At 68.7% G+C, this 13547-nt stretch carries 13 protein-coding genes; 10 read left to right on the top strand and 3 right to left on the bottom strand.

Features of this window, described 5'->3' with window-relative positions; genetic code table 11:
• Positions 1 to 25 precede the first annotated feature (25 nt).
• From lptF to AC07NI_RS05275, 7 genes are all read left to right on the top strand, one after another.
• A complete protein-coding gene (lptF, locus tag AC07NI_RS05305) occupies positions 26 to 1165 on the top strand; it encodes an LPS export ABC transporter permease LptF (protein WP_494616661.1) in 1140 nt (379 codons plus the stop codon).
• Positions 1162 to 2268, top strand: coding sequence for an LPS export ABC transporter permease LptG (lptG, locus tag AC07NI_RS05300; RefSeq protein ID WP_494618275.1), 1107 nt, complete (start codon positions 1162 to 1164; stop codon positions 2266 to 2268). Before lptF ends, lptG begins: the two co-directional genes overlap by 4 nt.
• Positions 2261 to 4693: an LPS-assembly protein LptD gene (locus AC07NI_RS05295; RefSeq protein ID WP_494616660.1), complete on the top strand. Its 2433-nt coding sequence runs from the start codon at positions 2261 to 2263 to the stop codon at positions 4691 to 4693. Before lptG ends, AC07NI_RS05295 begins: the two co-directional genes overlap by 8 nt.
• A gap of 167 nt (positions 4694 to 4860) precedes the next feature.
• Positions 4861 to 6225: a peptidylprolyl isomerase gene (locus tag AC07NI_RS05290; RefSeq protein ID WP_494616659.1), complete on the top strand. Its 1365-nt coding sequence runs from the start codon at positions 4861 to 4863 to the stop codon at positions 6223 to 6225.
• A gap of 12 nt (positions 6226 to 6237) precedes the next feature.
• Positions 6238 to 7239, top strand: a complete 1002-nt coding sequence (pdxA, locus tag AC07NI_RS05285) for a 4-hydroxythreonine-4-phosphate dehydrogenase PdxA (protein WP_494616658.1) — start codon at positions 6238 to 6240, stop codon at positions 7237 to 7239.
• 11 nt (positions 7240 to 7250) lie between these two features.
• Complete coding sequence (gene rsmA / locus AC07NI_RS05280) at positions 7251 to 8072, top strand: 16S rRNA (adenine(1518)-N(6)/adenine(1519)-N(6))-dimethyltransferase RsmA (RefSeq protein WP_494616657.1); 822 nt, start codon at positions 7251 to 7253, stop codon at positions 8070 to 8072.
• Positions 8072 to 8518 carry a GNAT family N-acetyltransferase gene (locus tag AC07NI_RS05275; RefSeq protein ID WP_494616656.1) on the top strand — a complete coding sequence of 149 codons (447 nt, stop codon included), beginning with the start codon at positions 8072 to 8074 and terminating at the stop codon, positions 8516 to 8518. Before rsmA ends, AC07NI_RS05275 begins: the two co-directional genes overlap by 1 nt.
• Here the strand turns inward: AC07NI_RS05275 and AC07NI_RS05270 are convergent.
• Positions 8515 to 8916 carry a MerR family DNA-binding protein gene (locus AC07NI_RS05270; protein ID WP_494616655.1) on the bottom strand — a complete coding sequence of 134 codons (402 nt, stop codon included), beginning with the start codon at positions 8914 to 8916 and terminating at the stop codon, positions 8515 to 8517. The two genes, AC07NI_RS05275 and AC07NI_RS05270, sit on opposite strands and share 4 nt — an antisense overlap.
• Before the next feature lie 70 nt (positions 8917 to 8986).
• Here AC07NI_RS05270 and AC07NI_RS05265 point away from each other — a divergent pair, with 70 nt between their 5' ends.
• From AC07NI_RS05265 to AC07NI_RS05255, 3 genes are all read left to right on the top strand, one after another.
• Entirely contained in the window at positions 8987 to 9727 is a 741-nt protein-coding gene (locus AC07NI_RS05265) for a MauE/DoxX family redox-associated membrane protein (protein ID WP_494616654.1), read from the top strand.
• A gap of 124 nt (positions 9728 to 9851) precedes the next feature.
• The gene (locus tag AC07NI_RS05260; protein ID WP_494618273.1) at positions 9852 to 11450 is read left to right on the top strand and encodes a sensor histidine kinase; all 1599 of its coding nucleotides are present in this window, start codon (positions 9852 to 9854) and stop codon (positions 11448 to 11450) included.
• A 284-nt stretch (positions 11451 to 11734) separates the two neighbouring features.
• A complete protein-coding gene (locus AC07NI_RS05255; protein ID WP_494616653.1) occupies positions 11735 to 11992 on the top strand; it encodes a GlsB/YeaQ/YmgE family stress response membrane protein in 258 nt (85 codons plus the stop codon).
• A 39-nt stretch (positions 11993 to 12031) separates the two neighbouring features.
• Here AC07NI_RS05255 and gmk read toward each other — a convergent pair whose 3' ends face one another.
• Both gmk and AC07NI_RS05245 read right to left on the bottom strand, forming a co-directional pair.
• Positions 12032 to 12673 carry a guanylate kinase gene (gene gmk, locus AC07NI_RS05250; RefSeq protein WP_494616652.1) on the bottom strand — a complete coding sequence of 214 codons (642 nt, stop codon included), beginning with the start codon at positions 12671 to 12673 and terminating at the stop codon, positions 12032 to 12034.
• Positions 12666 to 13547, bottom strand: coding sequence for a YicC/YloC family endoribonuclease (locus AC07NI_RS05245; RefSeq protein WP_494616651.1), 882 nt, complete (start codon positions 13545 to 13547; stop codon positions 12666 to 12668). The genes gmk and AC07NI_RS05245 overlap by 8 nt, the downstream gene beginning before the upstream one ends.

Here is a 13547-nt window from a genome sequence, read left to right as displayed (position 1 = left end):
ATCCATCCGCCCCGAACCCCACTAGATGCGCCTCATAGAACGCTATCTTTTCCGGCAGTTGCTAGGCCCGACGCTGCTGGCGACGGCGGCCCTGGTGGCGCTTGCCTTGCTGGCGCGCAGCCTGTCGGAATTCGACGTGCTGGTGGAACAGCGCCAGAGCGCGCTGGTGTTCCTGAAGATCATCGTCCTGGCCCTGCCCCAGCTTCTGGGCATCATGATGCCGCTGGCCCTGTTCGTGGCCGCGCTGGTGGCCCTGAATCGTCTGCATACCGAGCAGGAGATCGTCGTCTGCTTCGCCGGCGGCATGAGCCGCTGGGCCGTCATCTCGCCGGCCATGCGCCTGGCGGTGATCGCGGCCCTGGTGTCGCTGGTCTCTGGCCTGTGGCTGCAGCCCTGGAGCGCCCGCCAGATCCGCGAGACGGCCTTCGACATCAAGACCGACGTCGCCTCGACCCTGGTCCAGCCGGGCCAGTTCACCGAGCCAGGCCCGGGCCTGACGGTCTATGCCCAGTCGATCGACCGCGACAACAAGATCCAGAACCTGTTCATCCACCAGGATACGCCCAACGGCGGGGCCTCGACCTATTCGTCGCGCGAGGCCGAGATCGCCATGCGCAAGGGCCAGCCGGTGCTGATCATGCGCCATGGCTCGAACCAGCAGTTCTCGCGCCAGGGCGTGCTGCAGTACACCTCGTTCGACGAGTACACCTTCGACCTGTCCAGCCTGTCGCACACCGACGAGCTGGTGCACTACAAGATCGCCGACCGCTATCCGCACGAGCTGTTCTTCCCGGACATGACCCAGGAGTGGGAACAGCGGAACAAGGGCAAGCTGCTGGCCGAGGGCCATTCGCGCTTCGCCAGCCCGCTGTACAGCATCGCCCTGATGACCATGGCCCTGGCCGCCGTGCTGGGCGGCTCGTTCAGCCGCATGGGCTATGGCAAGCGGATGGCCGCCGTCGGCGCCGCCGCGGCGGTGGTCCGCATCGTCGGCTTCGGCGTGCAGGCCGCGTGCGAGGACGGCGTCTGGCTGAACGTCCTGCAGTACATGGTGCCGCTGGCCGCCATGTGGTGGAGCCTGTCGCAGATCTTCCGCCAGAAGGTCTCGCCGCGCCGCGCCGCCAAGATGGCCAAGGCGACCCCCGCCCTGACGGGAGCCGCCTGATGCTGACCATGGGCATGCTGGAACGCTACGTCCTCAAGCGCACCATGAGCGCCCTGGTGGCGGCCCTGGCCGTGCTGGGGGCGATGGTGATGCTGATCGCCTTCGTCGACATCGCCCGCAATGTCGGGACGCGCGCCGACGCGACGTTCCTGCAGCTGCTGTACCTGACCATCCTGCAGTCGCCGGCCACCATCCTGATCCTGGCGCCGTTCGTCTTCCTCTTTGGCACCATGTGGGCCTTCGTCGAGCTGAACCGACGCAGCGAGCTGATCGCCATGCGCGCGGCCGGCGTCTCGGCCTGGCGGTTCATCATGCCCGCGGCCATGGCCTCGTTCGTGATCGGCCTGCTGAGCATCACCCTGCTCAACCCGCTGACCACGGCCATGACCGCCAAGTTCGAGAGCGAACGCGACGCGCTGATGAACGGCTACCTGAAGGAAGCCCCCAAGGGCACGTGGCTGCGTCAGGGCGACGACAAGACCCAGATCGTCATCCGCGCCCGGGCCCGCGACGTCATCGACGGCTCGGTGCGCCTGAAGGGCGTGTCGCTGTTCGTCTACACCCTGAACGCCAAGGGCGTGATGGACTTCACCCGCCGGATCGAGGCCAACGAGGCGCGGCTGGAGCCGGGATTCTGGCGGCTGACCGGCGTGCGCGAGGCTACGCCCGGCGCGGGGGCCATCCGCTCCGACAGCCTGTCGATCCCGTCCAACCTGGACGACCGCACCGCCTCGGAACGCTTCAACACGCCCCAGGCCGTGGCCCTATGGCGGTTGCCGGCCACGATCCAGCGGACCGAGGACGCGGGCTTCTCGGCCGCGCCGTTCAAGCTGCGCCTGCAGCAGGACCTGGCGACGCCTGTCCTGTTCGCGGCCATGTCGGTGCTGGCGGCGGCGTTCTCGCTGCGCCTGATGCGCCTGGGGGGCCTGGCGGCCCTGGCCGGCTCCGGCGTCGCGCTGGGCTTCGGATTCTTTTTCTTCAACGAGCTGTGCAGCACCCTGGGCAAGGCGGACGTTCTGGTCCCCTTTATCGCCGCATGGACACCGCCGACGATCGCGCTTTTGGCGGGCTTCACTTTGCTTTGCTATACGGAAGATGGGTGAGTCATTGCTGCCAGGGTCATTCATGACTGAAACGCGTCCCAGCGTCCCGTCCGCCGGTCGCGCGCTGCTGCTCAGCGGCGCGGCGTGGCTGGCGCTCGCCTGCGCGGGCGCGGCCCACGCCCAGCAAAGCCTGGCCACGATCCCGCCGGTTCCGGTGGTCCCCGCCACGCCGTCCGACGGCCTGACGGACGAGGGCTATTATCTCGAGTCCGACCTGCTGATCCGGGACGACGTCAACCAGATCATGACCGCGCGCGGCAAGGTGCAGAGCCGCTATCAGGGCCGCACGCTGCGCGCCGACGAGGTCATCTACAATTCCAAGACCGGCGAGATCGTCGCCAACGGCCACGTCCAGCTGGTCAATCCCGACGGCACGGCCGAGTTCGCTGACCACCTGGAACTCGACAAGGACATGAAGGCCGGCTTCGCCGAGAACTTCGCGGCCCGCCTCGACCAGAACATGAAGATCGCGTCGGTCACCGCCGTGCGCCGCAACGCCAACATCCAGGAACTGAACCGGGCGATCTACACGCCCTGCGAGGTCTGCGCCGAGAAGCCGACGCCGACCTGGTCGGTCTCGGCCGACAAGATCGTCCAGGATAAGCAGAAGCAGCTGATCTACTACAAGAACGCCACCATCCGCCTGTGGGGCGCGCCGATCCTGTACATGCCGCTGTTCTGGCACCCGGATCCGCAGGCCAAGCGCAGCTCGGGCTTCCTGGCGCCGAAGATCGACTTCTCCAAGGGCCGGGGCACCTCGTACAACCAGCCCTACTACTACGTCATCTCGCCTTCGTCGGACGTGATCATCGCCCCGCAGATCAGCACGGGCGTCAATCCGTTCCTGAACGTGAACTACCGCAAGCGCTTCTACTCGGGCACGATCGAGGCGCGCGGCGGCTTCACGTACGACAAGGACTTCGACATCCACGGCGACCGCTTCGGCCAGTCGACCGCCCGCAGCTACATCCTGGCCAACGGCAAGTTCGACATCGACGAGAAGTGGAAGTGGGGCTTCACGGCCGAGCGCGTCTCCGACGCCCTGCTGTTCGACAAGTACAAGATCAACGACGTCTATGTTCAGCGCGGCCTGTTCACCAGCGACGACCACCGTCTGGTCTCGCAGCTGTTCGCCACCCGCCAGGACGCACGGTCGTGGTTCTCGGTCTCGGCCGTCTCGGTCCAGGGCCTGCGCGTCGTGGGCATCAACCCGACGACCAACTCGGCCAACGCCTTCGAGAACAGCGGCGCCTTCCCGCTGATCGGCCCGCTGGTCGAGGCCCGCTGGGAACCGGACAGCCCGGTGCTGGGCGGCCGCCTGCGCCTGCAGGGCTCTGGCGTCATGCTCAACCGCTCTGAATCGCAGTACGGCGAGCCGCCCTACTACCTGCCCGACTACAAGGGCCAGAACGGCGTCGACTCCAGCCGCGCCAGCTTCAAGGCCGACTGGCGCTCCAGCACCATCGTCGGCAACGGCCTGAAGGTCTCGCCCTTCGCCCAGGCGCGCGGCGACGCCTATTCGATCAAGTCCTATGTCAGCCCGGCCGCCGCGGCCCTGGGCGACGACAGCAAGGACACCTACACCCGCGCCCTGGGCGTGGGCGGCGTCGACTTGAGCCTGCCGTTCTACAAGCCGCTCAAGAACGGCGGCAACATCGTGCTGGAGCCCCTGGCCCAGGTCGCCGTCGGCTCGGACAGCTCGCGCGTGCCGACCGTGGTCGCCCGCAACGGCACGACGACCTACCTCTACAACGAAGACAGCGCGACGCTGGAGTTCGACGAGACCAACCTGTTCTCGGCCAACAAGTCGCCCGGCTTCGACCTCTATGAGGGCGGCCAGCGCCTGAACGTCGGCGGCCGCGCCACCTACACCCTGCCCGGCGGCCGCAGCGGCAGCCTCCTGGTCGGCCGCAGCTTCCGCTCCGAGTTCGACCCGCTGATGCCGGCCCGCACCGGCCTGCAGGAGAAGTCGTCGGACTGGATCGTCGCCGCGACCGTGACCCCGATCAAGGGCGTCACGGCCTTCGCCCGCACCCGCCTTGATTCGGACACCCAGGAGATCCGTCGCCTGGAAACCGGCCTCGACGCCTTCACCACCCGGGGCTACGCCTCGGTGCGGTATCTGAAGGACGAACTGGACGCCAACGGCCTGCGCCAGGAGAACTTCGAAGCCCGCGCCGAGCTGAAGGTGACCAAGCACTTCTCGGTCACCACCTTCGGTCAGCGCGACATGGTCCAGGACGTCTGGCGCCGCCGCGATATCGGCGTGGCCTACCAGGACGACTGCATCCGCATCGACGTGATCTACCAGCAGCAGGACCGCTACGCCTCGACAGCCCAGGGTCTGCGCCTGCAGCCTGACCGTACGATTGTCTTCAGCCTTTCGTTCGCCACATTGGGCGCAGCAGGATACGCCGGTAGATGAGTGAACACGTCATGGGGGGGCGTGCCGCGTTCGCGCGCGTCCGCCCGGTGTGCTCCGGGGACGAAGACCACGGGGAAACGTCAGATTTGGCGTTCGTCACTTCCGAAAACATGATAACCGACCGCGCCTGCCGTGTGCGGCCTGGGACTAGAGGAACGACACTATCCATGCGGTCTGCGCGTAGCGTCACGACTTTCGCGGCCGGCGCCGCGTCCATTCTCGCCCTGACCGTGGCGAGCCTCGGCCTGCCCGCTCAAGCCCTTCAGGCTCAGGAAGCCGCGCCGCCTCAGGTCGCGGCGCCGCCGGCGGCCGCGCCCCAGGCGGCTCCGGCCAACCCGCTGTCGGAAAGCGTGGCGGCGGTCGTCAATGACGAGATCGTCTCCAGCTACGACCTGATGCAGCGCATGCGCCTGCTCATGGCGACCTCGGGCATGCAGGCCACTCAAGAGAACCTGCCGCAGATCGAGCAGGAAGCCCTGCGCTCGCTGATCGACGAGCACCTGCAGATGCAGGAGCTGAAGCGCGTCGAGAAGCAGCAGAAGATCACGATCATCTCGACCGAGAAGGAAGTCGACGAGCAGATCGCCGACATCGCTCAAGGCAACAAGATGAGCGCCGAGCAGCTGAAGACCTCGCTGGTCCAGCAAGGCATCGGCCTGGACACCTGGCGCGCCCAGCTGCGGGCCGACAGCTCCTGGCAGGGCTGGATCCAGGGCCGCTACGGCTCGCGCCTGCGCATCGGCGAAGACCAGATCAAGGCCTATCAGCGTCGTCTCGCCGACGCCGCCGCCAAGCCGCAGTACCAGGTCAGCGAAGTGTTCCTCGACGCCGCGCGCGTCGGCGGCATGGAAGTGGCCACCAATGGCGCGGCGCAGCTGATCAACCAGATGCAGCAGGGCGCGCCCTTCCCGGCCGTCGCTCGTCAGTTCTCGGGCTCGGCAACCGCCGCCAACGGCGGTGACGTGGGTTGGGTCAGCCCCGGCGAAATGCCGGCCGAAGTCGACGCCGCGCTCGAAGAGCTGCGCCCCGGCCAGATGTCCAAGCCGATCCCGGTCAAGGACGGCGTCTACATCGTCTATCTGCGCGACAAGCGCGCCGGCTCGAAGACCGCGATCGTAGACCTCAAGCAGGTCGCCGCCCCGCTGGCCGCCGACGCCACCGAGGCCCAGGTCGCCGCGGCCACCAAGCTGCTGACCGACCTGAAGCCCAAGATCAACAGCTGCGCGACGCTGGAAGGCGCCGCCGGCAAGGTGGACGGCCTGGTCGCCGGCGACCTCGGCGAGGCCGAGATCACCGACCTGGCCCCCGCCTTCCAGGAAGCGGCCAACAAGCTGGACGTCGGCCAGGTCTCGGACCCGATCCGCACCGACGCCGGCATGCACCTGATCGCGGTCTGCGGTAAGCGCCAGGGCGGCGCCAACGCCCCATCGCACGACCAGATCGAAAACCGCCTGCGCGGCCAGCAGCTGGCGCTGATCTCCAAGCGCTACCTGCGTGACCTGCGCAACCAGGCGACTATCGAGACCCGATAGGGGCAATATACGGTGACACTCCGCCCGCTCGCTCTCAGCGCCGGTGATCCCGCCGGCGTCGGCGCGGAGATCATCGCCAAGGCCTGGGCCGCCCTGCGCCACGAGGGTCCGACCTTCGTGGTGGTGGGCGACGCCCAGCTGCTGGCCTCGGCCGGCGGCGGGGTGAAGGTCCGCGCCGTCACGGGCCCCGACGAGGCCGCCGGCGTGTTCGCCGACGCCCTGCCGGTCATCGACATCCCCCTGCTCTCCCCGGTCGTCTCCGGCCAACCCTCGCCGGCCTACGCGCCGCAGGTGATCCGCTGGATCGAGACCGGCGTCGGCCTGGCCCTGTCCGGCGCGGTCTCCGGCCTGGTCACCGCCCCGATCGCCAAGGCCCCGCTGTACGAGGCCGGCTTCAAGTTCCCGGGCCACACCGAGTTCCTGGCCGAGCTGACCCTAGACGAGACCTTCGACGGCGCGCGCGGTCCGGTGATGATGCTGGCCGCCGGGGACCTGCGCGCGACCCTGGTGACCATCCACACCAGCATCGCCAAGGTCCCGGCCGCCCTGAGCGTCGAGAGCATCGTCAACAGCGGCCTCGTCACCGCCCAGGCCCTGCGCAAGGACTTCGGGATCGCGTCCCCCCGCCTGGCCGTCGCCGCCCTCAACCCGCACGCCGGCGAAGGCGGGGCGCTGGGCCGCGAGGAGATCGAGATCATCCAGCCGGCCGTCCGCGCCCTGAAGGATCTTGGCGTCGACGCCTTCGGACCGGCTCCGGCCGACAGCCTGTTCCATCCCGCCGCCCGCCTCGGCTACGACGGGGTGCTGTGCATGTATCACGACCAGGCCCTGATCCCGGTCAAGATGCTGGACTTCTGGGGCGGGGTGAACATCACCCTGGGCCTGCCGATCGTGCGCACCTCGCCCGACCACGGCACCGGCTTCGACATCGCTGGACGCGGCATCGCTCGTCCCGATAGCCTGATCGCCGCCATCAAGCTGGCGGCCGACATCGCCGCCCGTCGCGGCGCCTGAGAGAAGACAAGATGAGCCTGGCCGACCTGCCGCCCCTGCGCGAGGCCCTGGAGCGCCACGACCTGCTGGCGCGCAAGAGCTTCGGCCAGCACTTCCTGCTGGACCTGAACATCACGCGCAAGATCGCCCGCCTGGCCGACGTCCATGAAGGCGACACGGTGGTTGAGGTCGGTCCCGGCCCCGGCGGCCTGACCCGCGCCCTGCTGGAGACCGGCGCCAAGGTCGTGGCCATCGAGAAGGACAGCCGCTTCCTGCCCCTGCTGGCCGAGGTCGCCGAGATCGTCGATGGCCGCCTTGAACTGGTCGAGGGCGACGCCCTGAAGGTCGACGGCGCCAAGGCCGCCGGCGACGTCCCGGCCCACGTGGTCTCCAACCTGCCCTACAATGTCGGCACCCAGCTGCTGATCAACTGGCTCACGGGGCCGTTCAAGCCGCTGTCGATGACCCTGATGTTCCAGAAGGAAGTCGCCGAGCGCATCGTCGCCCAGACCGACGACGACGCCTACGGCCGCCTGGCCGTGATCTCCCAGGTGCTGTGCGACGCCAAGATCGTCATGGACCTGCCGGCCAAGGCCTTTACCCCGCCGCCGAAGGTCGCCTCGGCCGTGGTCCGCCTGGTCCCCAAGGCCGATCCGCCGCCGGCCGATGTCATCGCCGCCCTCGAACGCGTCACCGCCGCCGCCTTCGGCCAGCGCCGCAAGATGCTGCGCTCCAGCCTCAAGGGCCTGGGCGGCGGCGACCTGTGCGAGAAGGCCGGGATCAGCCCTGACGCCCGGGCCGAGGTCATCGACCTGGCCGGCTTCCTGGCTCTGGCGCGGGCGACGCTGGCCTGATGTCGAACCGCTACGGCCTGTCCGTCAGGAGCGCCCAGATCGGCGACGCGGACGGTCTGGCGGAACTGCTCTCGACGGCTGGCGCGACCGTGACCAAGGACCGCCTGGCCGCTGTCCTCGATCAGCCCGGCGCCTTGCTGATCGCCGAGGAATGGGGACCGCCGTCGGGCGTCATCGTGGCGCACTGGCGCGCCGTGCTCACCGCCGACCTCAAGGTCGGATCGATCTCTTTCCTGCTCGTCGATCCTGACCGACGTCGCAACGGCATCGCCCGCCTGTTGCTGAAGGCCGCCTCTCAGGCCGCGCGGTCGGCGGGCTGCGGCGAGCTCACCCTCGACGCCGGGCCCGCGCACGACGACCTGCGCGCCTTCGCCCTCGCCACCGGCTTCGAACGGACCGGCGAGACCTTCGCCCGCGCGCTGCGCAAGCGCGGCGCCCAGGACTAAGCCTCGAACGCCTCGATGATCGGGCACGGGCCGGTGTCGGACGCCGCGCAGGCATGCGCCAGCTTGGCGAGCGACGCCCGCGCGGCCTGCAGTTCGGCGATCTTCTCGTCCAAAGCCGTGATGCGCTCTCGCGCCAGCGCCCTGGCCCGCGCGCGGTCCTCGCTGGCATCCAGCTCCAGCAGCTCGCCGATCTGCTCCAGCGTGAACCCCGCCGCCTGGGCCTGACGGATGAACTTCAGGCGGCGGACGTCCTCGACCTCGTAGCGCCGGATCCCGCCAGACAGCGCCGAGCCGCCGGACTTGTCGGGCGTGCGCAGCAGGCCTCGGCGCTGGTAGTAGCGCACCGTCTCCACCCCGACGCCGCCCTCGCGGGCAAGGTTTGCAATCGTGCCGGCCATGCCTTGACTCCGTACCATGGTACGGAACCTACATGGGGAGGACCAAGTCGCGAGCCAAGGAGTTCCAGCGATGAGTCCCGTGAAGACCGCCGTGCTGTACCGCATGGTCATGCCCGAGCACCTGTGCCCCTCGGGCCTGAAGGCGCTGCATCTGCTGAAGTCCAAGGGCTATACGGTCGAGGACCATTGGCTGAAGACCCGGGCCGAGACCGACGCCTTCAAGGCCCAGCATGACGTCAAGACCACGCCCCAGGTGTTCATCGCGGACGAGCGGATCGGCGGCTACAGCGACCTGCGCCTGCACTTCGGGGCGCGCGACCCCAAGGCCCTGACCTACACGCCGGTGATCGCTGTCTTCGCCGTCGCCGCCCTGATCGCCCTGGCGGCCTCTCAGGCGGCTTTCCATACCCCGCTGACGGTCCAGGCCGCCGAGTGGTTCGTGGCTTTCTCCATGGCCCTCCTGGCCATGCTGAAGCTGCGCGACGTCGAGAGCTTCTCGACCATGTTCCTGAACTACGACCTGCTGGCCCGCCGCTGGGTGCCGTACGGCTACATCTACCCGTTCGCGGAGCTGACCGCCGGGGTGCTGATGGCGGCCGGCGTGCTGACGGGATTCGCCGCGCCTCTGGGCCTCTTCATCGGCGGCGTCGGCGCGGTTTCGGTGTTCAAGGCGGTCTATATCGACAAGCGCGAACTGAAATGCGCCTGCGTCGGCGGCGACACCAACGTGCCGCTGGGCTTCGTCTCGCTGACCGAGAACCTGTTCATGGTCGGCATGGCGCTGTGGATGCTGCTCCGCCCCCACACATAAGACCTCAAAGCCTATTGACGCTTGGCCTTGCGCTCTCCAGCCTGACCCCGGGCTGAGCGGGGCGAACGTGACCACCAACAGTACGGTGAAAGCGCCTTCGACGGTGGCGCGGCGGTTGCTTGTCATGGCGCTGACCCTGGCCGCGCCGGCCATCCTGCTCATGGGCGCCCTGGTCGCCATGCAGTATTCGGAAGGCCAGCGGCGCTTCGCCACCCAGCTGACGGCCATGACCCGCGCCCTGTCCCTGGCCACCGACCGCCAGATCGGCCAGGGCCAGAGCATCCTGCAGGGCCTGGCGGTGTCGCCGGCCCTGGCCGAGGGCGACCTGGCCGCCTTCGACAAGCAGGCCCGCGAGGCCACCAAGGGCCGCGACGCCTGGATCGTGCTGATGGCCCAGGACCGCCAGTGGCTCAACACCCGCATGGGCCCTGGCCAGACGCCGCCGCCGATGCGCCTGTCGGACGCCGACTGGGACCGGATGTCCCACGGCCGCACCACGGTCTCGGACCTGATCCCGCGCCCGGCGCCCCTGCCCCCGATCATCGGCTTCGACATGCCCGTGCTGGTGAAGGGCAAGATCTTCGTGCTGGGCTACATCCAGTCGCCCGACAACTTCCACAGCCTGATGACGGCCCAGGCCTTCCCCAGCACCTGGACGGCCAGCATCGTCGACCGCAACGCCGCCCTGGTGGCCCGCTCGCGCGACCAGGACAAGATGCTGGGCCGGCACGCCAGCAAGGACATGCGCAAGGCCATGGCCCACGCCAACGAGGGCGTGATCCACAGCCAGACCCTGGAAGGCACCAAGACCCTGTCGGCGTTCAGCCGCTCGCAGAAGTCCGGCTGGACCTTCATCGTCGGCGTGCCGCGCGATGAGCTGAACCGGGCGGTGCTGACCTCGCTGGGTCCCGCCGTCATCGGCGCGGCCCTGCTGATCGCGCTGGGCGTGGCCGCCGCGCTGGGCTTCGCTCGCCCGATCTCGCGCGACGTACGCGGCCTGGTCGCCGAGTCCGAGGCCCTGGCCGCCGGCCGGCCGCTGGATCCGGCCCCCTCACACCTGCAGGAGATCGCCGAGGTGCGCGGCTCGCTGCAGGCCGCCGCCGACATCCTGCGGGCCCGCGACGACGAGGCCCGCCGCGCCGCCGACCGCCAGCAGCTGATGATCAACGAGCTGAACCACCGGGTGAAGAACACCCTTGTCGTGGTCCAGTCCCTGGCCCGCCATAGCCTGCGGGAGGGCGGCCAAAACGGCCTGGCCCAGTTCAACGACCGACTCTACACCCTGGCCAGCGCCCACGACCTGCTGACCCGCCGCAACTGGGAAGGCGCCGACCTGGGCGAGCTGCTGACCGAGGCGCTTCGCCCCTATGCCAGCCAGGTGAGCCTGGACGGCCCGCCCCTGCCGCTCGCGCCCAACGCCGCCCTGGCCCTGGCGATGATCTTCCACGAGCTGGCCACCAACGCTTCCAAGTATGGGGCGCTGTCGAACGACACCGGCCGGATCACCGTGTCCTGGAGCCTGGGGGCCCGCACCCTGCTGACCATCGAGTGGCGCGAGCGCGGAGGGCCGTTGGTCAAGCCGCCCGAGCGCGGCGGCTTCGGCTCGCGCCTGATCGCCGCCAGCCTGAAGGGCGACCTGGCCGGCTCGGCCACCTTCGACTACGCGCCCGAGGGCCTGACCTGCGTGCTGAGCATCATCGCCCCGCCCCAGCCCGCCCTGTAAGCCGGCAAACCCAAGACCGATCGTCGCAGCGCCCCCTTGTCGCCTTGGCTTGGCCACAAGGCCTCTGCCATAGATCGATCGCGTCTTAGGGGATTTGCGTGATGGACCTGCCGTTTCTGATCGGAGCCATTCTGGGCTCGGGCCTGTTCATCGTGTTCGGCCGTCCGCCGGCCGAAAAGCTGATCGCCTACGTTCAGGACCGCATGCGCGGGAACTAACGGGACTGTCCGGGACTTGATTGGGCAAGGCCGCGCAGGGCGGCCAACGCTCATGGAGTCCCTACGATGTCCATTCTCGCCTGGCTTCTTCTGGGCCTGATCGCCGGCTTCATCGCCAGCAAGCTCGTCAACCGCACCGGCAGCGGCGTGCTGCTGGATATCGTGCTCGGCATCGTCGGCGCTTTCGTCGGCGGCTGGCTGTTCAACCAGTTCGGCAACAGCGGCGTGTCGGGTTTCAACCTGTACAGCCTGGCCGTGGCCACCATCGGCGCCGTCGTCATCCTGGCGCTGTACCACCTGATCTTCGGCCGTCGCGCGCTTTAAGGGCGCGAGGCTACTGGCGGCGGGCCTTGAGGTCCGCCGCTAGATCTCTTCCTTGAGAAGATCGCCCACCAGGTCGCCGATCCACGGGTTGCGAGCCCGCTTCAGGCGTTCGGCGTGATAGATGTGGGCCAGGTCCGCGTAGGCGCGGTCGAAATCATCATTCAGGATCACGTAGTCGAACTGCTCCCAAGCAGCGACCTCGTCCTTGGCGCGCGAGAGGCGGCGGTGGATGACCTCTTCGCTGTCCTGGCTGCGCGCGTGCAGGCGGCGGCTCATCTCGGCCAGCGACGGCGGCAGGATATAGACCAGCACGCTGTCCTGCTCGGCCTGGGCATGGACCTTCATGGCCCCTTGGAAGTCGATGTCGAACAGGGCGCTCTGGCCCTGCTCGAGGGCCTGCATGATAGGCGGCTTGGGGCTGCCGTAGAAGTTCCCGTAGACCTCGGCCCACTCCAGGAAGGCGTTCTGGTCGATCATGTCCTGGAACGCTTCACGCGTGGTGAAGTGGTAGTCGCGGCCGTGGTGCTCGCCCGGCCGCGGCTCGCGCGTCGTGTAGCTGATCGACAGGTGCAGGTCGTTATGGTCGGCCACCAGGCGGCGGGTCAGCGAGGTCTTGCCGACGCCCGAGGGGGCGACGACCATCAGCAGCAGGCCGCGGGTATTGTGGTGGGGTTTATTCAACGTTCTGGACCTGCTCGCGGAACTGCTCGATCACGGCCTTCAGCTCCAGACCGATCGCGGTCAGGGCGGTCAGGGCCGATTTCGAGCAGAGGGTATTGGATTCTCGCATGAATTCCTGGGAGAGGAAGTCGAGCCGCCGGCCCGACGCGCCCTCGCCCGACAGCAGACCGCGCGCGGCCACGACGTGGCTGGCCAGGCGGTCCAGTTCCTCGCGCACGTCGGCCTTCACGGCCTGGGCGGCGGCTTCCTGGACGATGCGTTCTTCGCTGGCCGCCTCGCCGACCAGTTCGGCCATGCGACGGGCGAAGCGCTCCTTCAGTACAGCCGGCTGGCCGGCGGCCTCGCGCTCGGCCTGGGCGGTCAGGTCCTCGATCTTGTCGATCAGGCCGTTCAGCACAGGATCGAGGGCGGCCCCCTCCTCCTGACGCGCCAGCTTCAGGCCATCCAGGGCCTGGACGATCGAGGCGGCCATGGCGGTCTCGACCGCGGCGCGGGTCTCGGCGTCGTCCTCGTCCTCGCGCGCCTCGATGACGCCCTTCAGGGACAGCAGGCCATCCAGGGTCGGCTTGGCGACCATACCGGTAGCGACATAGGGCCCGCCAGCGGTCAGGTAGCGCTCCAGGGTCGCGATATTGACCTGGGTCTCGCCCGAGGTCTCGGCGCGCTTGGCCTGGACGTTGACGGTCAGCTGGCCACGCTGGAAGCGGCCTTGCGAGCCTTCACGCGCGGTGCGCTCCAGGCTCTCGAAGCCGGGCGGGCCACGGAAGCGGGTCTCGAGGTTGCGGCCGTTGACGCTGCGCGCCTCGACCGCCCAGGTCCAGGCGCCATGGACGCCCTCGACCCGGGCGAAGCCCGTCATCCCCGAGATCGCCAT

This window comes from Caulobacter sp. GW821-FHT10E02, from assembly GCF_059415225.1.
This window is presented reverse-complemented; position numbering and strand designations above follow the sequence as displayed.